At 45.6% G+C, this 22,441-nt stretch carries 19 protein-coding genes; 18 read left to right on the plus strand and 1 reads right to left on the minus strand.

What is annotated here, in order from left to right; all coding sequences use genetic code 11:
- Positions 1–472 precede the first annotated feature (472 nt).
- The 4 genes from B5F18_RS11180 to B5F18_RS11195 all read left to right on the plus strand — a co-directional run bounded on the left by B5F18_RS11180 (position 473) and on the right by B5F18_RS11195 (position 6,290).
- On the plus strand, positions 473–1,693 hold the full coding sequence (locus B5F18_RS11180) for a tyrosine-type recombinase/integrase (RefSeq protein ID WP_087157740.1): 1,221 nt from the start codon (positions 473–475) through the stop codon (positions 1,691–1,693).
- A 213-nt stretch (positions 1,694–1,906) separates the two neighbouring features.
- Entirely contained in the window at positions 1,907–4,519 is a 2,613-nt protein-coding gene (gene clpB / locus B5F18_RS11185; RefSeq protein WP_087157741.1) for an ATP-dependent chaperone ClpB, read from the plus strand.
- 116 nt (positions 4,520–4,635) lie between these two features.
- Positions 4,636–5,817, plus strand: a complete 1,182-nt coding sequence (locus B5F18_RS11190; protein ID WP_087157742.1) for a Y-family DNA polymerase — start codon at positions 4,636–4,638, stop codon at positions 5,815–5,817.
- Between the two features lie 41 nt (positions 5,818–5,858).
- A complete protein-coding gene (locus B5F18_RS11195) occupies positions 5,859–6,290 on the plus strand; it encodes a hypothetical protein (protein WP_330394171.1) in 432 nt (143 codons plus the stop codon).
- A gap of 54 nt (positions 6,291–6,344) precedes the next feature.
- Here the strand turns inward: B5F18_RS11195 and B5F18_RS11200 are convergent, their stop codons facing one another.
- Entirely contained in the window at positions 6,345–6,836 is a 492-nt protein-coding gene (locus B5F18_RS11200) for a VanZ family protein (RefSeq protein ID WP_087157743.1), read from the minus strand.
- A gap of 156 nt (positions 6,837–6,992) precedes the next feature.
- Between B5F18_RS11200 and B5F18_RS11205 the strand changes: the two genes are divergently transcribed.
- From B5F18_RS11205 to lgt, 14 genes are all read left to right on the plus strand, one after another.
- Entirely contained in the window at positions 6,993–8,471 is a 1,479-nt protein-coding gene (locus B5F18_RS11205) for a UDP-N-acetylmuramoyl-L-alanyl-D-glutamate--2,6-diaminopimelate ligase (protein WP_087157744.1), read from the plus strand.
- A 14-nt stretch (positions 8,472–8,485) separates the two neighbouring features.
- Positions 8,486–10,714: a replication restart helicase PriA gene (gene priA / locus B5F18_RS11210; protein WP_087157745.1), complete on the plus strand. Its 2,229-nt coding sequence runs from the start codon at positions 8,486–8,488 to the stop codon at positions 10,712–10,714.
- A gap of 14 nt (positions 10,715–10,728) precedes the next feature.
- Positions 10,729–11,199 (plus strand): peptide deformylase, encoded by a 471-nt coding sequence (gene def, locus B5F18_RS11215; protein WP_087157746.1) that lies wholly within the window; start codon positions 10,729–10,731, stop codon positions 11,197–11,199.
- A 3-nt stretch (positions 11,200–11,202) separates the two neighbouring features.
- A complete protein-coding gene (gene fmt, locus B5F18_RS11220; protein ID WP_087157747.1) occupies positions 11,203–12,141 on the plus strand; it encodes a methionyl-tRNA formyltransferase in 939 nt (312 codons plus the stop codon).
- A gap of 41 nt (positions 12,142–12,182) precedes the next feature.
- Positions 12,183–12,890, plus strand: coding sequence for a zinc metallopeptidase (locus B5F18_RS11225; protein WP_087157748.1), 708 nt, complete (start codon positions 12,183–12,185; stop codon positions 12,888–12,890).
- On the plus strand, positions 12,883–14,241 hold the full coding sequence (gene rsmB / locus B5F18_RS11230) for a 16S rRNA (cytosine(967)-C(5))-methyltransferase RsmB (protein WP_087157749.1): 1,359 nt from the start codon (positions 12,883–12,885) through the stop codon (positions 14,239–14,241). Before B5F18_RS11225 ends, rsmB begins: the two co-directional genes overlap by 8 nt.
- Positions 14,241–15,275 (plus strand): 23S rRNA (adenine(2503)-C(2))-methyltransferase RlmN, encoded by a 1,035-nt coding sequence (rlmN, locus tag B5F18_RS11235; RefSeq protein ID WP_087157762.1) that lies wholly within the window; start codon positions 14,241–14,243, stop codon positions 15,273–15,275. The genes rsmB and rlmN overlap by 1 nt, the downstream gene beginning before the upstream one ends.
- A gap of 19 nt (positions 15,276–15,294) precedes the next feature.
- Complete coding sequence (locus tag B5F18_RS11240; RefSeq protein WP_087157750.1) at positions 15,295–16,035, plus strand: Stp1/IreP family PP2C-type Ser/Thr phosphatase; 741 nt, start codon at positions 15,295–15,297, stop codon at positions 16,033–16,035.
- Positions 16,032–18,101: a Stk1 family PASTA domain-containing Ser/Thr kinase gene (gene pknB / locus B5F18_RS11245; RefSeq protein WP_087157751.1), complete on the plus strand. Its 2,070-nt coding sequence runs from the start codon at positions 16,032–16,034 to the stop codon at positions 18,099–18,101. The genes B5F18_RS11240 and pknB overlap by 4 nt, the downstream gene beginning before the upstream one ends.
- A gap of 19 nt (positions 18,102–18,120) precedes the next feature.
- A complete protein-coding gene (gene rsgA / locus B5F18_RS11250) occupies positions 18,121–18,999 on the plus strand; it encodes a ribosome small subunit-dependent GTPase A (protein ID WP_087157752.1) in 879 nt (292 codons plus the stop codon).
- 5 nt (positions 19,000–19,004) lie between these two features.
- The gene (rpe, locus tag B5F18_RS11255; RefSeq protein ID WP_087157753.1) at positions 19,005–19,670 is read left to right on the plus strand and encodes a ribulose-phosphate 3-epimerase; all 666 of its coding nucleotides are present in this window, start codon (positions 19,005–19,007) and stop codon (positions 19,668–19,670) included.
- Positions 19,663–20,322, plus strand: a complete 660-nt coding sequence (locus tag B5F18_RS11260; protein ID WP_087157754.1) for a thiamine diphosphokinase — start codon at positions 19,663–19,665, stop codon at positions 20,320–20,322. The genes rpe and B5F18_RS11260 overlap by 8 nt, the downstream gene beginning before the upstream one ends.
- Before the next feature lie 88 nt (positions 20,323–20,410).
- Complete coding sequence (gene ychF, locus B5F18_RS11265) at positions 20,411–21,508, plus strand: redox-regulated ATPase YchF (protein ID WP_087157755.1); 1,098 nt, start codon at positions 20,411–20,413, stop codon at positions 21,506–21,508.
- A gap of 42 nt (positions 21,509–21,550) precedes the next feature.
- Positions 21,551–22,420 carry a prolipoprotein diacylglyceryl transferase gene (gene lgt / locus B5F18_RS11270; RefSeq protein WP_087157756.1) on the plus strand — a complete coding sequence of 290 codons (870 nt, stop codon included), beginning with the start codon at positions 21,551–21,553 and terminating at the stop codon, positions 22,418–22,420.
- Positions 22,421–22,441: the final 21 nt, after the last annotated feature.

Below are 22,441 nucleotides of genomic sequence, written 5' to 3' on the forward strand. Positions count from 1 at the left end.
CCATGACCTGTATTCACAGGATAATGATACGTCCCAGAGGTGGTTTTGCTCATAGGAATGAGATTGGTTGAGATACCAGCGGAGCTTTTCCAGAGCCGTCTGTCTGCTTCCCAAAATACAGGAAAGGGGGTGTTGCAAAATAAGTGATACTGATATGCTTATTTTGCTGATATATGAACAAGACAAAAGAGCGAAAAACCAGCCAGCCGATTACTGTTGATATAGAGGGACTTTCTGCTATGCTCTCATGCGGTCATGCTACGGCAAGGAAAATCGGTGAGCAGGCAGAAGCAAAAATTGTCATAGGTCGCAGGGTTCTTTACTCCGTGGAAAGGGTCAAAAAATATCTGCTTTACCTTGCAGAATAGTACAGTCTTCTATTTATGTTCTTGCGGAAATATGGTATAATTATTTATAGGCAAACCACGCTGTGAGAACATGAAAAGAGGGCTACAAGAAAGGAATGGTTCTCATGGCAGTTAGCAGAAAAGACCCGAAAGGGAGAAAATTAAGAGAGGGCGAAAGCTGGCGTAATGACGGCAGATACAGTTATCGCTTCACAGATATAAGAACAGGAAAACGTCGCACAATCTATGCACAGGATTTACCAGAGCTTAGAGAGAAAGAAAAAAAGATTGCAAAGGATATGGACGACAACATTCTGACAGACAGTGCAATCAAGAAAATGACGTTAAACACCTTGTTCGAGCGATACATGGCGACCCGTGAACTGAAAGAGCCTACACGAGTGAATTACATTCGTGTATGGAATAATCGGGTGAAAGATGAAATCGGCAACATTAAAGTTGTCCAGATGTTACCCTCTCACATTAAAGCCTACTATTCAAAATTGTCCAAAGCTGGATATGCTCATTCTACTATCAAGTATATTAACAACATGATTTTTCCTGCGTTGGAAATGGCGGTTGATGATGATATTATCCGTAAAAATCCAGCAAAAGGTTCTATCAGCGATTATGGCAGACCAGCAGAGGAACGTGTGGCGTTGACAATCTCACAACAGGAAAAGCTCATTGATTTTGTGAAGCAGAGCAATGTCTACAATACCTATTATCCTATGCTTACGATTATGATAGGCACAGGGTTAAGGTGTGGAGAGCTGATCGGTCTTACATGGAAAGACGTGGACACGAGAGCAAGACGCTTGAATGTAGACCACCAGCTTATTTACAAGAACTATGGAGACGGCTGTCGTTTCCATATCTCTACTCCAAAGACGGACTCTGGTATTCGTGTGATACCTATGACGCAGGAAGTACAGAAAGCATTTGAAGAGCAGAGAAAAATCAACTTCATGCTGGCAAAAGATAAGTCTTATGAGGTGGACGGATATTCTGGTTTTGTTTTCACTGCTAAATCCGGCAGACCGCTTATGCCTTATGGTGTAAACAGTGTATTGTATAACATTGTAGACGCTTATAACAAAGCGGAAGTCCAAAAAGCAAAGAAAGAACACAGGAAAGCAGAACTGCTTCCAAAGGTTTCCGCTCATGTTATGCGACACACAGCCTGCACGAGAATGGCAGAGTGCCGTATGGATATTAAGGTATTGCAGTACATTATGGGACACGCTCATTTTGATGTGACTATGGAAGTGTATAACCACTTGGGCGACAGGGCAAGGATTGAAAACGAGATAGCAAAGCTGGATAGTATGGCAGTGAACTTCTGACACCAGAAAAGAAAAAATTGGTGTCAAATTGGTGTCAAACCTAAGAAAAATAACAATTTCAAGAGTGGAAAATGCTTGCAAACCATTGATTTTACAAGGTTTGCAAAAAAATATCAAAAAAATTAGCACTCACCTCTTGACAGTGCTAACAACAAGTGTTATAGTTCGTATAGAACAATGAAGCCAAAGCAGTTCTTAAGAGGAGGGACTACTATGAATATCAATAAATTTACACAAAATTCCATACAGGCGGTTCAGGCCTGTGAGAAGGTGGCCTATGATTATGGAAATCAGGAGATAGAACAGGAGCATTTGCTGTATGCACTGATGACTCAGGAGGATGGACTGATTCCAAAATTGATCGAGAAGATGGGGATTTCCAAAGAGCTTTTTCGAGAGCGCGTGGAGGAAGGGCTCCGTAAACGCACTAAGGTCCAGGGCGGCCAGGTGTACATTGGCCAGGATTTAAACAAAGCCTTGATCCATGCGGATGACGAGGCGAAACAGATGGGGGATGAGTACGTCTCTGTAGAGCACATTTTTCTCGCATTGCTGAAATATGCGAACAGGGAAGTAAAGACTATTTTTAAAGAATTTGGCATTAACAGGGAGAATTTCCTGCAGGCGCTGTCCACTGTAAGAGGAAACCAGAAAGTGACAAGCGACAACCCTGAGGCAACCTATGATACGTTGAATAAGTACGGACAGGACCTTGTGGAGAGGGCCAGGGAACAGAAACTGGACCCGGTCATTGGCAGGGATGCTGAGATCCGAAATGTGGTCCGTATCTTATCCAGAAAGACAAAGAACAACCCTGTGCTCATCGGTGAGCCCGGAGTCGGAAAGACAGCGGTAGTGGAAGGGCTGGCGCAGAGGATTGTGCGCGGGGATGTGCCGGATGGGCTGAAAGAGAAAAAGATATTTGCGCTGGACATGGGGGCGCTTGTGGCAGGAGCAAAGTACCGGGGCGAATTTGAGGAACGTCTGAAAGCGGTTCTGGAGGAGGTAAAGAACAGCGATGGAAACATCATATTGTTCATCGACGAACTGCACACCATTGTAGGAGCCGGGAAGACAGACGGAGCGATGGATGCGGGAAATATGTTGAAACCAATGCTTGCAAGAGGTGAGCTGCACTGTATCGGGGCCACTACGCTTGATGAGTACAGGCAGTACATTGAAAAAGATGCAGCTTTGGAGAGACGTTTCCAGCCTGTGATGGTGGAGGAACCGACAGTGGAGGACGCCATTTCCATTTTGCGTGGGCTTAAAGAAAGATACGAGGTTTTCCACGGAGTGAAGATTACAGACAGCGCACTTGTGGCAGCAGCGGTGCTTTCAAACCGCTATATCTCGGATCGTTTTCTTCCGGACAAGGCCATTGACCTGGTGGACGAGGCGTGTGCGCTCATCAAGACAGAGCTGGACTCCATGCCATCAGAGATGGATGAGCTTAGAAGAAGGATCATGCAGCTGGAGATTGAGGAGGCAGCCCTGAAAAAAGAGGAGGACCGATTAAGCCGTGAAAGGCTGGAGCATTTGCAGGAAGAGCTCGCAGAATTAAAAGAAAAGTTCGCAAATGAAAAAGCGCAGTGGGACAATGAAAAGACGTCCGTGGAACATGTGCGCAAAATCAGGGAAGAGATTGAGACAGTCAATAAAGAGATCCAGATGGCACAGAGAAATTATGACCTGGAAAAAGCGGCGGAATTGCAGTATGGAAGGCTCCCGCAGCTAAAAAAAGAGCTGGAAGAGGAGGAAGAGAAGGTAAAAAGCAAAGATTTCAGACTTGTGCACGAGAGCGTGACAGAGGAAGAAATCGCAAAGATCGTCTCCAGATGGAGCGGCATTCCGGTCGCAAAGCTTAATGAGAGCGAGAGGAATAAGACACTTCATCTTGACAGAGAGCTGCATAAACGTGTTATCGGCCAGGATGAGGGTGTGACAAAAGTGACGGAGGCGATCATCCGCTCAAAAGCCGGGATCAAGGATCCGACAAAACCGATCGGCTCCTTCTTGTTCCTTGGGCCGACCGGTGTGGGAAAGACAGAACTTGCTAAAGCACTTGCCGAAAGTTTGTTTGACGATGAAAGCAATATGGTGCGCATTGACATGAGTGAATACATGGAGAAATATTCCGTCTCCAGACTGATCGGAGCGCCTCCGGGATATGTGGGATACGATGAAGGCGGACAGTTGACAGAGGCTGTGAGAAGAAAGCCGTACTCGGTTGTGCTCTTTGATGAGATTGAAAAGGCGCATCCGGATGTATTCAATGTCCTCCTTCAGGTACTGGATGACGGACGTATCACAGATTCCCAGGGACGTACAGTGGATTTTAAAAACACCATTTTGATCATGACTTCCAACATCGGTTCCACCTACCTTTTGGAGGGGATTGAGGAGAATGGAGAGATCAAGCCGGAGAGCGAAGAGCTTGTAATGCAGGATCTGCGTGCACATTTCAGACCAGAGTTTTTGAACCGTCTTGATGAGATCATCATGTTCAGGCCATTGACGAAAGCAAATGTCAGATCCATCATTGATCTGCTTGTAAAAGATGTCAATGACAGACTGAGAGAAAAAGAGATCAGCATTGAGCTTACAGAGTCTGCAAAAGATCATATTGTGGAAGGCGGTTACGAGCCAATGTACGGCGCAAGACCTTTGAAGAGATATCTGCAGAAACATGTGGAGACATTGGCCGCAAAACTGATTCTGGAGGGAAATGTAGGCAGCGGAGATGTTCTGCTCATTGACGCGGAAAATGGAAAGCTTACAGCAAGAGTAAAAGGTGCGCTTATGAAAACCTATACAGAAGAATAAAGATATCAAAAGGCGCGGCACAGCAAGGTGCCACGCCTTTTGATATGCAGGAAACAGTTGGCGGACGCATTCCTTTATAGTAAAATAAGAGAAAATGATATTCAGGAGGCAAAGCGATGCGGATCATTTTTCATATTGATGTGAATTCTGCGTATCTAAGCTGGACATCTGTGGAAAGATTAAAGGAAGGCAAGTCGGATCTTAGGGAGGTTCCTTCTATTATCGGGGGCAATCAAAAATCCAGACATGGTGTGGTACTGGCAAAATCCATTCCTGCAAAACAGTATAAGATCAAGACCGGAGAGCCGGTTGCAAATGCTCTTCGTAAATGCCCAAATCTTGTCATGGCGCCTCCGGATCATAAAATGTACGCAAAATACAGCAAAGAGCTGATGAAATTTTTGAACACGTACACAAGAAAGATTGAAAAAGTGAGTATTGATGAATGCTACATGGACTTTACAGATATTGCGCACCGGTTTCACTCACCATTGGATGCAGCTTTTGAGATCAAGGACAGAATTTATGAAACATATGGATTTACAGTCAATGTTGGAATTTCATCCAATAAGCTTTTGGCAAAGATGGCATCGGATTTTGAAAAGCCAAACAAAGTGCATACCCTTTTTCCGGAGGAAATCAAGGCAAAAATGTGGCCCCTGCCGTTGTCAGAACTTTACATGGCAGGACATTCCAGCGTGGAGACGTTGAAAAAACTGGATATACACACCATTGGGGACCTTGCCAAGGCAGACGTGGAACTCATTGAGATTCAGTTAAAAAGCCATGGAAGAATGCTCTGGGAGTTTGCCAATGGAATTGATGATTCTCCTGTACAATATATCCGACAGGATGCAAAAGGAGTTGGAAATTCCACCACGCTGCCGTCTGATCTGCAAAAAAGAGAGGAGACAGAGCCTGTGTTTTTCAAGTTGGCGAAAAGCGTGGCGGAACGTCTGAAAAAAGAAGGACAGAAGGCAAATATGGTGAGCACAGAGATTAAGTACAATAACTTTTCGCGTGTTTCCCATCAAAAACAGCTTACCAAGGCATCCAACGATGTGGAGGAAATCTATGAAAATGCCATGGAATTGTTCGATGAACTGTGGGATGGGACGCCGATCCGGCTTTTGGGTATCCGCACTTCCAAACTGGTGGATGAAGGAGAGCCGGAGCAGCTGAGTCTTTTTGATATGGAGCTGCCAAAGAAAAAAGATGAACGTGAGGTAAAAATAGAGGAGGCCATGAAAAAACTGGAGGAAAAATTTGGAAAAGGAATTGTAAAAAAAGGTGTATAAAACCCGGAAACATGCACATGCTACGAAAAAGGAGCGTGATAATGATGGATGGGAATGCCGAATTACTAAATTTTGTATACCAAAATTCCCAAATGGGCGTGGACACACTGGATCAGTTAAGCACAATTGTGAAAGACCAGGAATTTAAGGATTATTTGAAAAAGCAGTATGAAGGGTATCTGGATTTCCACAAAGAAGCAAGAGAAAAGCTTTTGGAGAGCGGACACGACGAAAAGGGATTGTCTGCATTTGAAAAGATCAAGACGTACCTGATGGTCAATATGCAGACATTGACAGACCAGAGTACCTCCCACATTGCTCAGATGCTCATCACAGGCAGCAGCATGGGAGTGACAGACGCCATAAAAAAGGAAAAGGAATACAAAGACGCAAGGAAGGATATTCTTGCCCTCATGGAGAAACTTAGAAAATATGAGGAGAAGAATATCGAAAAATTGAAAGAATTTTTGTAGACTGGACAGAAACGCAAAAGTATGTCAAAACCGCAGGACGAGATAGCCAAAAGACTATGCCGTCCTGCGGTTTTTGATGCGAAATTTTGCAATCACCTGCACAAGACAGGCGCAAAGAAATGCGCCGAACGCATCGATGAACACATCCTTTACGGCTGGCCCTCTGCCGCCCACAAAAGACTGGTGGAATTCATCTGTTGCTGCAAAAGCAGCGCAGAAAAGAACGGTGATGAGAAATAGTTTCCATCCCCGGATTCGGTAAAGCCAAAGCGGAAACGTAACTGTGAGAGCAAAGACAAAGTACTCGGACATGTGCGCAAGTTTCCGGATGGGATGTTCGATTTTTTCTGCCCAGGTATGTATTTCTTTTTGGCTCAAAGAAGAGCCGGTAAGTTTGTCGGCTGCCTGCACGAGATGCCAGCTGATGCCATAGCTTAAACTGCCGGATTCCTCTCCGGTTTGGGAGGAAAAGGAGAAGATAATACACATCATAAAAATGGCAGGAAGAAACGAAAGCAGTTTCATATATTTTTTGTATGATTTCATGACAACCTCCTTGATTTCTGGAGAAAATATAGCACGTTTGGGTCATATCTGTCAAAAGAAAAGAGGGGCAAATTGGAAAAGAACGGTTGTAAGGGGTGGGGGAAGAGGATATAATGATTACCAGCAAAAGGAATTGAAACGAAGAAGGAGGTACGCATGAAGTTAGCAAAATTACTGGAGCGTTTAGAATATGAAGTCGTACAGGGAAGTGACGGGATTGAAATACAAAAGCTGGTCAATGATTCCAGAAACGTAGAAAAAGGGGATGTCTTCGTGTGCGTCAGCGGAGCGAATGTGGACGGACATGAGTTTGCGGCGGATGTATCCCGAAAAGGAGCCGCTGCCCTTATTGTTGAAAAAGAAGTGGATGCTCCAAAGGATGTGACCGTGATCAAGGTGAAGGACACAAGATATGCCCTGGCCCTGGCATCTGCAGCATACTTTGGCTATCCGGCAAACGAGATGAAGATCATCGGGATCACCGGGACAAAAGGGAAGACGACAACCACATACATGGTGAAATCCATCTTGGAAAATGTAGGACATAAAGTAGGACTGATCGGGACGATCGAGACGATCATCGGAGATAAAGTGATACCGGCAAAAAACACAACGCCGGAATCCTTTACCATTCATCAATATTTCCGCGAGATGGCGGATGCGGGCTGCGACTGTGTTGTCATGGAGGTATCCTCTCAGGGACTGATGCTGCACAGGACAGCTGGAATTTTGTTTGAGATCGGTATTTTTACAAATCTTGGGGAAGATCATATTGGCCCAAATGAGCACAAAGATTTTGAAGACTACAAAAGGTGTAAGGCCATGTTGTTCCGTCAGTGTAAAATCGGTATTGCCAACGCGGATGACCAGTATTTCAAGGATATTTTCAAAAATGCAACGTGCAAGGTGGAAACATTTGGATTTTCAAAAGAAGCGGATCTGCGGGCCAAAGGAGCAAAGCTGGTGCAAAGGCCGGGATATCTTGGAGTTGCTTACCATGTGACAGGAGTCATGGATTTTGATGTGGAGATCGATATCCCTGGAACATTCAGTGTGTATAACTCTTTAACTGCAATCGCGGTGTGCAGGCATTTTGATGTACCGGTGGAGTCTATCCAAAAAGCATTGAAACAGGCAAAGGTAAAAGGAAGGATTGAGATGGTGAAGGTGTCCGACAACTTTACCTTGATGATCGACTATGCCCACAATGCCATGAGCCTTCAAAGCCTTCTCGAGACATTGAAAGAATACCATCCAAAACGTCTGGTCTGCCTGTTTGGCTGCGGAGGAAACCGTTCAAAGACAAGAAGATACGAGATGGGAGAGGTTTCAGGGAAACTTGCGGATCTTACCATCATCACATCCGACAATCCAAGATTTGAGGAGCCGCAGGCGATCATTGACGATATCAAAGTGGGGATCGCAAAGACAAATGGAAAATATGTGGAAATCTGCGACAGAAAAGAAGCGATCCGCTATGCGATCAACCATGCTGAGAAAGGAGATGTCATTGTCCTTGCAGGCAAGGGGCATGAGGATTACCAGGAAATCAAAGGCGTCAAATACGACATGGATGAGCGGGTTTTGATCGCAGACATTTTAAGAGAGAACAAAGAGCTTGGAATTGAAGTTTAGAAAGGATTTTCTGCATGTATGCAAAAGTCATCATAGACATTACGCATGAAAAACTGGACAGAGTGTTTGAATACAGCATCCCGACCGAATTGGAAGGGATGCTGAAAATCGGTATGGAGGTTTTTGTGCCCTTTGGCATGGGCAACAGACGGATAAAAGGATACATTGTAGGATTTTCCAAGGAGAGTGAGTATGAGCCAAAGAAGATCAAAACAATCGAAAAGATTGTACCAAAAAGCGTGTCCGTTCAGTCCGAACTTGTAGCTTTGGCCGTCTGGATGAAGGAACAGTACGGTGGGACCATGATCCAGGCATTAAAGACAGTGCTGCCGATAAAAAGACAGGAAAAGAAAAAAGAGAAAAGGTATGTGCGAAGGCTTGTGTCAAAAGAAGAAGGCCAAAGAAAACTGGATGAATTTTTGCAGAAAAACCAGCGTGCAAGAGCCAGACTTATGGCAGCCCTTCTTGATCAGGATTGCATCGCTTACGATGTACTGAAAAAGGAGCAGAAACTGACTCTGGAAGTGGTACAAAGCTTGCAAAAACAGGGGATTTTGGAAATTCTCTCGGAAAGAGTGTACAGAAATCCGGTAAAAGAATACCAAGGAAGAGAAGAAAAGCTTGTACTTACTGAGGAACAAAAAGAAACAGTGGAGACATTTCTTGCCAATGAAAGACTTGGCATCCGCCCTGTGTATCTGCTTTACGGAGTGACGGGCAGCGGTAAGACGGAAGTATACATGGAAATGATCGAAGAGGTGATAAAAAAAGGAAAGCAAGTCATTGTGCTCATCCCGGAGATCTCGCTGACGTACCAGATGGTCATGCGGTTTTACAAAAGATTTGGAGACAGGATTTCCATCATCAATTCGAGGCTTTCCAAAGGAGAGCGGTTTGATCAGATGGAGCGGGTCAAAAACGGCGAAGTGGATATTATGATAGGTCCCCGTTCTGCGTTGTTTACACCGTTTGATAATCTTGGATTGATCGTGGTGGATGAGGAACATGAGAGCTCGTACAAAAGCGAACAGGTTCCAAGATACCATGCAAGGGAGACGGCCGTATTCCGGGCAAAAATGGCAAACGCCAGCGTGGTTTTAGGTTCTGCAACCCCTTCCATGGAGGCATTTTACAGATGCAGGATGGGCGAGTACGTCCTTTTGCAGCTGAAAGAAAGAGCTGCCAAACAGCGTATGGCAGAAGTGTATACTGTGGATATGAGGGAGGAGTTGAGAGCGGGAAACCGTTCTATCTTGAGCGGACTTTTGTATGAAAAGATGAGACAGCGGCTGGAATGTGGAGAGCAGACGATGCTGTTTTTAAACCGGAGAGGGTATTCCGGGTTTCTCTCCTGCCGTTCGTGTGGTTATGTAGTGAAATGTCCGCACTGCGACGTCTCTCTTTCCTACCACAACAACGGAAAAATGGTGTGCCATTACTGCGGGTATACGACAGAGCGGCCAAAAGTGTGTCCATCGTGTGGCTCCAAACACATCAGCGGCTTTCGGGCAGGTACTCAGCAGATCGAAGAACTTATCAGGCGGGAATTTCCATCTGCCAGAGTACTGCGTATGGATACGGACACGACAGGTGGGAAGGAAGGGCATGAAAAGATCCTTTCCGCTTTTGCAAATGGTCAGGGAGACATTCTGATCGGTACACAGATGATCGTAAAAGGACATGATTTTCCAAATGTTACGCTTGTGGGAATCCTCGCAGCGGATCTATCCCTCTATGTGGATGATTTCCGCAGCGGAGAGCGGACCTTCCAGCTGCTTGTGCAGGCGGAGGGGAGGGCAGGCAGAGGGGAAAGAGAAGGGGAGGCTGTGATCCAGACATACAGCCCTGACCACTATGCCATTGTCCATGCTGCGAACCAGGACTACGAAGGCTTTTACGAGGAGGAGATGGAATACCGGATGATGGCGGGCTATCCGCCGTGCGAAAATCTGATGGCAGTGTACTTAAGCGCAGAGAGCGAAGATCTTTTGGAAAAGGCAGCTTTTTATCTGAAAGAATATGCAAAGCGGATCAAAAACAGGGAAAATGTGCAAATCATCGGCCCTTCTGCACCGTATGTTGGAAAAGTTCACGATATATTTAGAAGAATTTTATATTTCAAACACCAGGAATATGGTATATTAATAGAAGTGAAAAATAAATTAGAAGAATATATAGAGATCAACCCAGGGTATCAGAAAGTAAGAGTACAGTTTGATTTTAACCCTATGGGAGGATTTTGAGGAGGAAATAAAAGATGGCAATCAGAGAAATCAGAAGAATGGGTGACGAAGTGTTGACAAAGCAGTGCAAAGAAGTCACCAAGATGACGATTCGGACAAAGGTGCTCATCGAAGATATGCTGGATACGATGTATGAGGCATGTGGAGTGGGCCTTGCAGCGCCGCAGGTGGGGATTTTAAAAAGAATCGTTGTGATAGATATCGGCGAAGGCCCGATCGTTCTTATCAATCCAAAGATCATCGAGACATCCGGCAGTCAGACAGGAGAAGAAGGATGCCTAAGTGTGCCGGGAAAGGCAGGGATTGTGACAAGACCGAATTATGTGAAGGTAAAAACACTCAACGAGAACATGGAGGAAATGATCCTGGAAGGAGAGGGCCTTCTTGCAAGAGCGTTCTGCCATGAAATCGAACATCTGGATGGTCATCTCTATGTGGAGAAGGTAGAAGGGGAACTTCACGACGTGGAGCCTGAGGAGGAATAAAACATGAAAGTGATTTTTATGGGGACTCCGGATTTTTCAGTCGGCACATTAAAGGCTCTTGTGAAGGCTGGGCATGAAGTTGTCCTGGCAGTGACACAGCCAGACAAACCTAAGGGACGGGGGAAGGAAATGCAGTACCCGCCAGTGAAGGAGACTGCCCTGTCCTACGGTATTCCGGTGTACCAGCCAATGAAGATACGCAAGGCGGAATGCATAGAAGAACTGAAAAAATATCCGGCAGACGTGATGGTCGTTGTGGCGTTTGGACAGATCCTTCCAAAAGAAATTTTGGAAATGACAAAATATGGCTGTATCAATGTACATGCATCCCTTCTTCCAAAGTACCGAGGTGCTGCTCCGATCCAGTGGGCGGTCATCAACGGGGAAGAGACAAGCGGTGTGACCACTATGCAGATGGACGAAGGCCTTGACACCGGAGATATGATGATGAAGGCAGAAGTAAAACTGGATGAAAAAGAAACAGGGGAAAGTCTTCATGATAAGCTGGCGGCCGTTGGGGCAGATCTTTGCGTGGAGACATTAAAGGCCTTGGAGGAAGGCAGGGCAACCTGGGAAAAACAGGGAGAAAGCCCGACAGCATATGCAAAAATGCTGGACAAAAAAATGGGAAATATTGACTGGAGCTGCTCAGCAGTGGAGATTGAACGTCTGGTCAGAGGCTTGAATTCCTGGCCGAGCGCTTACACATACTGGAATGGAAAAGTGATGAAGATTTGGGACGCTGATGTTGTTGAAGGGGAGAAAAAGGATGCCTGCGGCACGATCGTGCGAGTGGCAAAAGATTCCTTTGACGTACAGACCGGCGAAGGGAGATTGAGAGTAAAAAGCCTGCAGATTCCGGGAAAAAAGAAAATGCAGGCAGATGCATTCCTGCGCGGATACTGCATAGAAGAAGGAAACGTGCTGGAATCAAAACAATAAAAGAGGGGCAGGATAAAAAGAGATATTAAGGAGGAAGATTCATGTATTATCCAATGTTTTATTTTGACCCTACGTATATACTGATCGTTATCGGTGTTGTAATATGCCTTTTGGCGTCCATGAAGGTGAAACGTACATTTACAAAATATTCTACTGTGCGCAGTGCGTCCGGCCTTACCGGGAGGGATGCGGCAGAGCAGATTCTCCACGGGGCAGGGATTTACGATGTACGCATTGAGCATGTCAGAGGAAATCTGACAGACCATTATGACCCAAGGGCAAAGGTGCTGCGGCTTTCGGATGCAACGTACCATTCCCAGTCCGTGGCAGCTATCGGGGTGGCAGCCCATGAGTGCGGCCATGCGATCCAGCATGCGACCAACTATGCACCCCTGACGATACGCGGAGCAATCGTGCCGATCGCAAATTTCGGCTCAGCCATTGCCTGGCCTTTGATCCTGATCGGGCTTTTGTTTAACAGCCAAAGTTCGGCATTGTTTTTAAATCTTGGAATCCTTGCATTTTCCGCGGCAGTGCTGTTTCAGATCATCACTCTTCCTGTGGAATTCAATGCATCGGGAAGAGCCATCCGCATTTTGCGCGGTACCGGACTTTTGCGCAAGGAGGAAGTGGACTCCGCGAAAAAAGTGCTCAGTGCAGCCGCTTTGACATATGTGGCAGGTGCGCTCAGCAGTATTTTACAGCTTTTGCGTATCCTCATTCTCACAGGAGGAAGAAGAAATGACTAAATCAGTCACAGAAAGAGAGCTTGTCTTGGCTCTCCTTATGGACATTACAAAGAATCATGTGCCCTGCCACATTGCGCTTCGCAATGTGCTGGGCAAATATCAGTATATGGACAAAAAGGAACGTTCTTTTATCACGCGTGTGACAGAAGGAACACTGGAACATATGCTGGAGATAGACTATATCATAAACCAGTTCTCAAAAACAAAAGTAAATAAAATGAAACCGGTCATCCGAAATCTTATTAGGAGCGCTGTCTATCAGTTGAAGTACATGGACAGCGTTCCTAATTCTGCTGTCTGCAATGAGGCAGTGAAACTGGCAAAAAAGAAAGGATTTGCAACGCTTGGCGGTTTTGTGAATGGAGTGCTCAGAAACATTGCAAGAAATCTGGATGATATCAGGTATCCGGATGAAAGCAATCTAAAGGAATACCTGGAGATCAAGTACTCTATGCCTGCGTGGATTTTGGACCAGTGGCTGCCTGTTTACGGCAGAGAGACAACAGAGAAGATGCTTTTGTCTTTTCAGGAGGAAACACCTCTTTGTATCCGGTGTAACCTGGCAAAGACAACACCGGAGCAACTAAAGAAGGAATTGCAGGCAGAAGGGGCAGAAGTGAAGGAACATCCGTACCTTCCTTATGCGTTTTACATTTGGGGGTATGATTATCTTGGGGAACTTGCAAGTTTCCGCGAAGGTCTCTTTTATGTGCAGGATATAAGTTCCATGATGGTGGCTGAGGCTGCAAATCCCGAAAAAGGGGATAAAATCATCGATGTGTGCGCAGCGCCCGGAGGAAAATCCCTGCATCTTGCACAAAAACTGGAAGGAACAGGGGATGTGGAGGCCAGAGATCTGACAGAATATAAAGTTGCGTTGATCGAAGAGAATATTTTTAAGAGCGGACTTTCCAATATCCATGCAAGACAGATGGATGCCCTTGTAAGCGATGAAGATTCCCTGGAAAAGGCGGACATTGTTATTGCGGACCTCCCGTGCTCCGGTCTTGGTGTCATCGGAAAGAAACCGGATTTGAAGTATAATATGACAAAAGAGCAGGCAGAGGAACTTGCAGCACTTCAAAGAAAGATGCTGTCAATCGTGAAAAACTATGTGAAACCGGGGGGAACGCTCATTTACAGCACTTGTACTGTCCGTGAGGAAGAAAATATGGGAAATGTCAGATGGTTTCTCGAAACATTTCCTGAATTTTCAGCAGCGTCTGTGGAAGAAACGTTTAGTGATGTGCTAAAAGGAGAAGTCAAGGAAGGCTGTGTTCAGTTTTTGCCTGGCGTGCACAAAAGCGATGGATTTTTCCTGGCAAAATTTCAAAAGAGAGGGCAGAAATGATGGAAAAAAAGGATATCTGTTCCTATACATGGGAAGAACTGCAGGAGGAAATGCAGTCGATCGGTGAAAAGAAATTCAGAGCAGGCCAGATTTACGGATGGCTGCACGAAAAGCTGGCGGACTCCTTTGAGAGGATGACGAATCTTTCCAAAGCACTGCGCGAAAAGCTGGAAGATTCCTATGAAATCCGCCCGGTGGAGATGCTGGAGAGACAAACATCCAAACTGGACGGGACAAATAAATTTTTGTTCCGATTAGAAGATGGAAATGTGATCGAGAGTGTACTTATGCGCTATCAGCACGGGAATTCTGTGTGCATCTCCTCCCAGGCAGGATGCAGGATGGGATGCAGATTCTGTGCATCCACACTGGGAGGGCTGCAGAGAAACCTGACTCCGTCTGAGATGCTTGGCCAGATTTACCGGATCCAGGCGCTTACCGGGGAGAGAGTTTCCAATGTAGTCGTCATGGGCACGGGGGAGCCGCTCGATAATTACGAAAATCTCGTAAAATTTATCCGGATCCTCACGGATGAACACGGACTTCACATCAGTCAGAGAAACATCACAGTATCCACCTGCGGAATCGTTCCGATGATGAAAAGGCTTGCAAACGAGGAGTTTCAGATCACGCTTGCCCTTTCGCTGCACGGTTCCACCCAGGAAAAGAGAGAAAAGCTGATGCCTGTGGCTTTCAAATATCATCTTTCCGAGGTCATGGCAGCATGCGATCATTATTTTGAAAAAACGGGGCGCAGGATGACATTTGAGTACAGTCTTGTCCACGGTGTCAATGACACGGATGAGGATGCAAAGGAGCTTTCCGGGCTTTTGAAACACAGAAACTGCCATGTGAATCTTATCCCTGTAAATCCGATCAAAGAGAGAAATTACCAAAAACCGAGCAAAAAAAGTGCTTTGAATTTCAAAAATAAACTTGAAAAAAGCGGAATTAATGTTACTATAAGAAGAGAAATGGGCTCTGACATAGACGGGGCCTGTGGACAGTTGCGCAGACGGTATGCAAAGTCTTAAGGAACAGTAAGGAGGAAATATGAAAGTTTTTTCAATGACCGACATTGGCAGAAAAAGGCATACGAACCAGGATTACGTTTATACATCACAAAAACCGGTTGGGAATCTTCCGAACTTATTTGTGGTCGCAGATGGAATGGGCGGGCACAAAGCAGGAGATTTTGCGTCTAAATTTACAGTCGAAACGCTCTGCAAATCCATTGCAGGCAGTTTTAAAACCGAGCCTGAGCAGATCGTCACATCTGCGATCCAGACGGCAAATCACAGACTGATGGAGGCCGCTTTGAGCGACAACAGATTGGAAGGTATGGGCACAACTTTAGTTGTGGCCACGGTTATCGAACATACATTATATTTTGCGAACATAGGTGACAGCAGACTGTATGTCATCAACGAACAGATCAGACAGTTGTCAAAAGACCATTCGCTTGTCGAGGAGATGGTGCGTCTTGGCGGAATCAATGAGGAAGAGGCAAAACATCATCCGGACAAGAACATCATCACAAGGGCAATCGGTGCAAAAGAGCCGGTGGAGATTGACTTTTTTGAGTACCAGTTGAAACGGGGAGACGTGATACTGATGTGCACGGATGGACTGAGCAACATGGTGGAAGATGAAGAGATTTATCATATTATTAAAGGAAGACGCGATATCGTGGAAGCTGCGGAACAATTGATTGATACAGCAAACAGAAATGGCGGAAAAGATAATATAGGGGTTGTTCTGGTGGATACATTCGCAGAAGAGGTGAGTAGATGATTAGAGCAGGAGTAGTGTTGGCCGGGCGTTATGAGGTCCAGGAAAGAATCGGGCTTGGAGGCATGGCTGAAGTCTATAAGGGGAAAGACTTAAAGCTGAACCGTTTTATAGCCATCAAGATTCTCAGAAAAGAATACAGAGAAGACGAATCATTTGTAAGGAAATTTCAGCGGGAAGCACAGGCAGCAGCAGGACTGATGCACCCCAATGTGGTGAATGTCTATGATGTAGGGGAAGACAGAGGACTTTACTTCATGGTGATGGAGCTTGTGGAAGGGATCACGCTGAAAGAATATATCGAGAAAAAAGGCGTGCTGTCAGCCAACGAGACGATCAGCATTGCCATTCAGATAGCATCCGGAATTCAGGCTGCACATCAAAAACATATCATACACAGAGACATCAAACCGCAGAATGTCATCATATCCAAAGAAGGAAAGGTAAAAGTGACGGATTTTGGAATCGCGAAGGCGGCGACATCCAATACTATCAGCTCCAATGCCATGGGGTCAGTACACTACACTTCACCGGAACAGGCGAGAGGCGGGTTCAGCGATGAGAAGAGTGATGTGTATTCTACCGGAATCACGATGTACGAGATGGTCACGGGAAGAGTGCCGTTTGACGGAGACTCCACAGTTTCCATTGCGATCAAACACCTTCAGGAGGAGATCATGCCCCCTTCTGAGTATATACCGGAAATCCCATACAGTTTAGAGCAGATCATTTTGAAATGTACGAAAAAGAATCCGGATAAACGATACCCGGATATGGGGACTTTGATTGCAGACTTAAAGCGTTCCTTGGCGGATCCGGACGGGGATTTTGTGGATAATGACAATTACATGAGAAATGACGAGACCGTGATGGTCACACCGGGCGAACTGAGGCAGATCAGGCGCCAGGCTGACGATTACGATGATGACTACGATGATTACGATGAAGATGATTATGATGATGAAGACTACGAAGATGAGAATGAGGAAGAGTACTCCAAAAATTCAAAGCGTGGGAAAAAGAATTCAGATGTAGATCCAAAGATGGCAAAGATCATGAAGATTATGAAGATTGTGGTAGGAGTGATCGTGGCCCTTGTCATTGTATTTGCGGTTGGAAAAGCAGCCGGTATTCTCAAAATTGGTTCAGGCACAGACCAGGAAGATAAAAAATCAACAGTTAGTGTGCCTGATGTACGGGGAGAGACATATGCAGATGCTGAAAAAATCCTCAAGAAAAAAGGACTCAAGATAAAAAAAGCGGGCGAGGAAGCGTCCGATGAGTACGAAAAGGGAGAGATCATCAGTCAGGATCCAGGGCCATCCAAAAAGGCTGAGGTTGACAGTACAGTGGAAGTCATTGTCAGTACAGGCGAGGAAGAAGAGGAAGAGCTGCGTATTCCAAGTGTGGCAGGAGAGACGGAAGATGATGCCATGGAGATCCTTGTGGACGCGGGATTCTCCTCTTCCAATATCACACCAAGCACACAGTCAAGCGATGAGGTACCGGCCGGGAAGGTGATCGGGACAAATCCAAAAGAAGGATCCGGTGTGAGTGCGGATACACAGATCACGCTCTATGTAAGTTCAGGACCAAAGGAAAAGATGACAACAGTTCCGAATGTAGTCGGAAAATCTCAGTCAGAAGCGACAAAAATGTTAAAGGACAGCGGCCTTAATGTAGGATCGATCACAAGTGAGTACGATTCCAGCAAAAAGGCAGGAACTGTTATCCGCCAGGGTTATTCTTCCGGAACGAGTGTGAAAGAAGGTACAAGTGTGGATCTTGTGATCAGCAAAGGAGAAGAGAAGGCCATCATGCCGGACATCATTGGCTCCACACAGAGCAGTGCAAAAGATGCGCTTGAGGCAGCAGGACTTAGGCTGGGCAATGTCACATCCGAATTCAGTGATCAGGAGGCAGGAACTGTTATCCGTGCAGCGTACGGCGAAGGTACAGAACTTAGTGAGGGAACAGCCGTGGATATTGTCATCAGCAAAGGACCGCAGTCAGGTCAGGATCCGGACACACCGGCGCAGCCGGGAGATGACGGAACACAGAATCAATAGATAACCCAGGAGAAGATACATGCAGGGGAAAATAGTGAAAGGTATTGCCGGGTTCTACTACGTAAATGTAGTGGAATCCGGCCTTTATGAATGTAAAGCAAAGGGAGTATTCCGAAAAGACAAATTAAAGCCGCTTGTTGGGGATGATGTCAAAATAGATGTCCTTGACGAGGCCAAGAAGAAAGGGAATATCACGGAGATTCTCCCAAGAAAAAATGAGCTGATCAGACCGGCAGTGGCCAATATAGACCAGGCGCTTGTTGTGTTTGCGGTTGCCAGACCAAAGCCGCATCTGAACCTTCTTGACCGTTTTCTTGTGATGATGGAGGCAAAGGGGATTCCGCTCATCCTCTGTTTCAACAAGACGGATATTGCGAAAGATACCAGTATCGAGGAACTTCTTTCCATTTACAGTACAGGGGGATATCAGGTCATATTTACAAGTACAGTGGAAGAAGAAAATATTGATGAATTAAAAAAACTTCTCAAAGGCAGACTTACAGCAGTGGCAGGACCTTCCGGCGTGGGAAAATCTTCTATTATCAACCGGATACAGTCAAATGTCAATATGCAGACAGGAACCATCAGTGAGAAAATTGAAAGAGGGAAACACACGACAAGACATTCCCAGCTGATCATGATAGACAATGAGTCTTACATTATGGACACACCGGGATTCAGCTCCCTTTATACAAATGAATTTGAAAAGGAAGAGCTGAAACATTATTTTCCGGAGTTTGCCCCGTATGAAGGGACATGCCGGTTTCATGGCTGCGATCATGTACACGAACCTGGCTGCGCAGTACGGGCTGCGCTTGAGGAGGGAAAAATCGCAGAAAGCAGATATCAGAATTACCTGGAAATGTACCAGGAATTGAAAGACAAGCGGAGGTATTAGGAGTAATGAAAAGGAATATACTGGCGCCGTCGATTTTGGCTGCCGATTTCACAAAACTGGGAGAGCAGATGAAGGAGACAGAGAAAAACGGTGCCGAGTATCTGCATTTTGATGTGATGGACGGTATTTTTGTCCCGAGTATTTCTTTTGGAATGCCGGTACTAAAATCCATTCATAAGGTGACAGATCAGGTGATGGATGTGCATCTGATGATCACAGAGCCGGTCCGTTATATTCAGGAATTTGCGGATGCGGGCGCGGATTTGATCACAATTCACTATGAAACGTGCGAAGATGTGGGAAAAACCATTAAAAAAATCAAGGACTGTGGAAAAAAAGCCGGGATTTCCATAAAACCGGGGACAGCAGTTTCTGTATTGGAACCGTATCTTAATAGCGTGGATATGGTGCTTGTCATGTCCGTGGAGCCAGGGTTTGGAGGGCAGAAGTTTATCGATACATCTCTTGAAAAGATCAAAGAGCTGAGAGAGCTTATGGAGGGAAGAGATATCCACGCAGATATTCAGGTGGATGGAGGAATCTATCTGTCAAATGTGGAACAGGTGTTGGATGCAGGTGCAAATATTATCGTAGCGGGGTCGGCAGTCTTTGGAGGAGACGCCGGAGAGAATACGAGAAAGTTTATGGAGATATTAAAAGAGCATGAATAAAAAGACAGTGATCGTAAGCGGCGGAACAATAGAGGAAGAAGTCGCCCTCCCGATCATCGAGCAGATGGGAGAGCAGGACTGTTTGATAGGCGTGGACAGAGGGATGCGTTTTTTGTATGAACATAGGATCAACCCAACCTATATGGTTGGGGATTTTGACAGCCTGAAACCAGAGATTGTCTCCTATTACAAAGAGGAGACAAAGGTTCCGGTGCGTACCTTTAACCCGGAAAAAGATTTTACAGATACTGAGATTGCCGTGCAGATGGCATGCCAGCTTGGATATAAAAACATCCTCCTTTTAGGGGGAACGGGGACAAGGCTTGACCATGTGTTTGCAAACATCCAGGTGCTTATGGGGGCATATGAAAAAGGGGCAAACGCGGTGATGCTGGATAAATACAACCGGATTTCCCTTATTTCCGGGAGAACAGTGCTGAAAAAGGAGGATGCCTATGGCCCGTATTTTTCAGTCTTTCCGATAAAGAAGGAAATCCCCCATTTTAATATTACCGGAGCAAAGTATCCCTTGAAAGAGCATACGCTTTGTCAAAACAACAGTCTGTGTGTGAGCAATGAGTATGCAAAGGAAGAGGTTGTCATTGACTTTCCGGAAGGAATGGTTCTTTTGATGGAGACAAAGGATTTCTAAAAAGAGCGCACGAGTTGGAATTTGTAAAAAAATGTGATAAACTACAACCGGATAAAATATAACAAAGTCAGATTGAGAGGATAAATATATGAAACTTGGAATCGTGGGACTCCCAAACGTGGGAAAAAGTACGTTGTTTAATTCATTGACAAAGGCGGGCGCTGAATCAGCGAACTATCCATTCTGTACCATTGAGCCGAATGTGGGCGTTGTGACAGTGCCGGATGAAAGGCTGAATGTGTTGGGTGAGATGTACCACACAAAGAAGATCATTCCGGCAGCCATTGAGTTTGTGGACATTGCGGGGCTTGTAAAAGGTGCCTCCAAAGGGGAAGGGCTTGGAAACCAGTTCCTGGCCAATATCCGTGAAGTGGATGCCATTGTACATGTTGTGCGCTGCTTTGAGGACAGCAATATCGTTCATGTGGACGGAAACATTGCGCCTCTGCGAGATATTGAGACGATTAATCTGGAGCTTGTATTCTCTGATATCGAGATTTTGGAGAGAAGAATTGCAAAGACTGTAAAACTTTCAAGAAACGATAAGACAGCTGCAAAAGAACTTGCCCTCCTTGAAAGACTGAAGGCACATCTGGAGGATGGAAGACTGGCAAAGAGTTTTGAGACAGATGACGAAGAAGAAATGGAATGGCTGACAGGCTACAATCTTCTGACCTACAAACCGGTTATCTTTGCGGCAAATGTCAAGGAAGATGATCTGGCGGACGACGGCGCGGGCAATGAAGGTGTGCAGAAAGTAAGAGAGTACGCTGCATCCGAAGGCTTTGAAGTGTTTGTTGTTTGTGCACAGATTGAGCAGGAGATCGCGGAACTGGAAGAAGATGAAAAGAAAATGTTCCTGGAAGATCTGGGATTGAAAGAGTCTGGTCTGGAAAAACTGATCAAGGCAAGTTATCGTATTTTGGGATTGATCAGCTACCTTACAGCAGGAGAACCGGAAGTGCGCGCATGGACGATTAAAAAAGGAACAAAAGCTCCGGCAGCAGCAGGAAAAATCCACACGGATTTCGAGAGAGGATTTATCCGTGCCGAAGTCGTTGCGTATGACGATCTGATCGCGTGCGGAAGCCACAATGCTGCAAAAGAAAAAGGACTTGTAAGGCTGGAAGGAAAGGATTACGTTGTGCAGGACGGAGATATCATGCTGTTCCGTTTCAATGTTTAAAGTACCAAGGAGATTGGCTGAACTTAGGAAGGATTAGAAATTATGGATATGTCGATCAATTTCCCGAACCTGGGAATACATCTGGAGCATGTGGGAAAATCCATTTCCATCTTTGGATTTGAGATTGCCTACTATGGAATTATCATCGGAATTGGAATGATTGCGGGAGTCCTGATCGCGGCGGCTGAGGCAAAGAGGACAAAACAAAATTCAGAGGATTATTTTGACCTGGCAATCTTTGCCATTGTCTTTGCGATCATTGGGGCTAGATTATATTATGTCATTTTTTCATGGGAAAATTATAAAGACGATCTTCTCAGTATTTTTAATATCAGAGAGGGTGGACTTGCCATCTATGGAGGGATCATCGCGGCTGTTATCACGGTCATTGTATTTGCAAAGATCAGACAGCTGTCTGCATGGAAACTTATGGATACAGCCTGCCTTGGTCTGATCGCGGGACAGATGATCGGCCGTTGGGGGAATTTCTTTAACCGTGAGGCTTTTGGGGATTACACAAACAATGTGTTTGCAATGCAGCTGCCGGTGGATGCGGTACGTGCGTCTGACATCACGGAAAAGATGCAGGAGCATATCCGTCTGATCGACGGGGTGAGCTATATACAGGTACATCCGACTTTTTTGTATGAATCCCTCTGGTGTCTGGGCGTGCTAATTTTCCTGAACTTTTACAAACGATACAAGAAATTTGACGGAGAAGTATTTTTTATGTATCTTTTCGGATATGGGCTTGGAAGAGTATGGATCGAAGGACTTAGAACGGATCAGCTCTGCATTCCGGGCATCGGATGGCCGGTGTCACAGGTGCTGGCAGGAGTGCTTGTTGTAGCGGCTCCGGTGGTGATCTATCTGGGACGGAGAAGAGCCGGGAAAGTGCACAGGAGATTTTAAAATGTTTATCAGTAAAAGATA

Origin of the sequence: Lachnoclostridium sp. An181, assembly GCF_002160325.1 — a bacterium.
Classification (GTDB): Bacteria; Bacillota; Clostridia; order Lachnospirales; family Lachnospiraceae; genus An181.

Coding starts and splice junctions, on each gene's coding strand:
- B5F18_RS11180 (WP_087157740.1), top strand. CDS start 473: ATGGCAGTTAGCAGAAAAGACCCGAAAGGGAGAAAATTAAGAGAGGGC.
- clpB (WP_087157741.1), top strand. CDS start 1,907: ATGAATATCAATAAATTTACACAAAATTCCATACAGGCGGTTCAGGCC.
- B5F18_RS11190 (WP_087157742.1), top strand. CDS start 4,636: ATGCGGATCATTTTTCATATTGATGTGAATTCTGCGTATCTAAGCTGG.
- B5F18_RS11195 (WP_330394171.1), top strand. CDS start 5,859: ATGATGGATGGGAATGCCGAATTACTAAATTTTGTATACCAAAATTCC.
- B5F18_RS11200 (WP_087157743.1), bottom strand. CDS start 6,836: ATGAAATCATACAAAAAATATATGAAACTGCTTTCGTTTCTTCCTGCC.
- B5F18_RS11205 (WP_087157744.1), top strand. CDS start 6,993: ATGAAGTTAGCAAAATTACTGGAGCGTTTAGAATATGAAGTCGTACAG.
- priA (WP_087157745.1), top strand. CDS start 8,486: ATGTATGCAAAAGTCATCATAGACATTACGCATGAAAAACTGGACAGA.
- def (WP_087157746.1), top strand. CDS start 10,729: ATGGCAATCAGAGAAATCAGAAGAATGGGTGACGAAGTGTTGACAAAG.
- fmt (WP_087157747.1), top strand. CDS start 11,203: ATGAAAGTGATTTTTATGGGGACTCCGGATTTTTCAGTCGGCACATTA.
- B5F18_RS11225 (WP_087157748.1), top strand. CDS start 12,183: ATGTATTATCCAATGTTTTATTTTGACCCTACGTATATACTGATCGTT.
- rsmB (WP_087157749.1), top strand. CDS start 12,883: ATGACTAAATCAGTCACAGAAAGAGAGCTTGTCTTGGCTCTCCTTATG.
- rlmN (WP_087157762.1), top strand. CDS start 14,241: ATGGAAAAAAAGGATATCTGTTCCTATACATGGGAAGAACTGCAGGAG.
- B5F18_RS11240 (WP_087157750.1), top strand. CDS start 15,295: ATGAAAGTTTTTTCAATGACCGACATTGGCAGAAAAAGGCATACGAAC.
- pknB (WP_087157751.1), top strand. CDS start 16,032: ATGATTAGAGCAGGAGTAGTGTTGGCCGGGCGTTATGAGGTCCAGGAA.
- rsgA (WP_087157752.1), top strand. CDS start 18,121: ATGCAGGGGAAAATAGTGAAAGGTATTGCCGGGTTCTACTACGTAAAT.
- rpe (WP_087157753.1), top strand. CDS start 19,005: ATGAAAAGGAATATACTGGCGCCGTCGATTTTGGCTGCCGATTTCACA.
- B5F18_RS11260 (WP_087157754.1), top strand. CDS start 19,663: ATGAATAAAAAGACAGTGATCGTAAGCGGCGGAACAATAGAGGAAGAA.
- ychF (WP_087157755.1), top strand. CDS start 20,411: ATGAAACTTGGAATCGTGGGACTCCCAAACGTGGGAAAAAGTACGTTG.
- lgt (WP_087157756.1), top strand. CDS start 21,551: ATGGATATGTCGATCAATTTCCCGAACCTGGGAATACATCTGGAGCAT.